A 793-nucleotide genomic window follows, 5' to 3' on the forward strand; every position below is an offset into this window, starting at 1 on the left:
TGCTGGCCCTGGGCATCCGCCCGGATGACCGGGTGGCAATTTGCGTCGAACGTGGCCTGGACATGATCGTCGGCCTGTTGGGCATCCTCAAGGCAGGCGCTGGCTATGTGCCGCTGGATCCGGCCTATCCGAGCGAACGTCTCGCCTACCTGTTGCAGGACAGTGCGCCTGTGGCCGTGTTGGTACAGACCGCGACACGTCGCTTGTTGGCCGACATTTCGCTGCCTGTGGTCGATCTCGAGGGTGGCGATTGGCAGGCGCAATCCGTCCGCAATCCGCAGGTGACGGGGTTGAATTCCAGCCATCTGGCTTATGTGATCTACACCTCAGGTTCCACCGGTTTGCCGAAAGGGGTGATGGTCGAGCACCGCAACGTCGCGCGGCTGTTCTCGGCCACGCAACCTTGGTTCGACTTCGGCCCGCAGGACGTCTGGGCGCTGTTCCATTCCTTCGCCTTCGACTTCTCGGTCTGGGAAATCTGGGGGGCACTGACCCACGGTGGCCGCCTGTTGGTCGTACCGCAACTGATCAGCCGCTCGCCGCAGGAATGCTACGCGCTGTTGTGCGAGGCCGGCGTCACGGTGCTGAACCAGACGCCGAGCGCGTTCCGCCAGTTGATCGCGGCTCAGGGTGAGAGCGACCTGGAGCACAGCCTGCGCCAGGTGATCTTCGGCGGCGAGGCGCTGGAAACCGGGATCCTCAAGCCGTGGTATGCCCGTGAAATCAATGCCCGTACGCAACTGGTGAACATGTACGGCATCACCGAAACCACCGTGCACGTGACCTACCGTGC

At 63.2% G+C, this 793-nt stretch carries 1 protein-coding gene; it reads left to right on the forward strand.

What is annotated here, in order from left to right; all coding sequences use genetic code 11:
• Positions 1–793: AMP-binding protein (locus N005_RS20285; RefSeq protein ID WP_047702819.1), on the forward strand; the 793-nt coding region annotated here is incomplete at both ends.

Origin of the sequence: Pseudomonas mediterranea CFBP 5447 (assembly GCF_000774145.1) — a bacterium.
Classification (GTDB): Bacteria; Pseudomonadota; Gammaproteobacteria; order Pseudomonadales; family Pseudomonadaceae; genus Aquipseudomonas; species Aquipseudomonas mediterranea.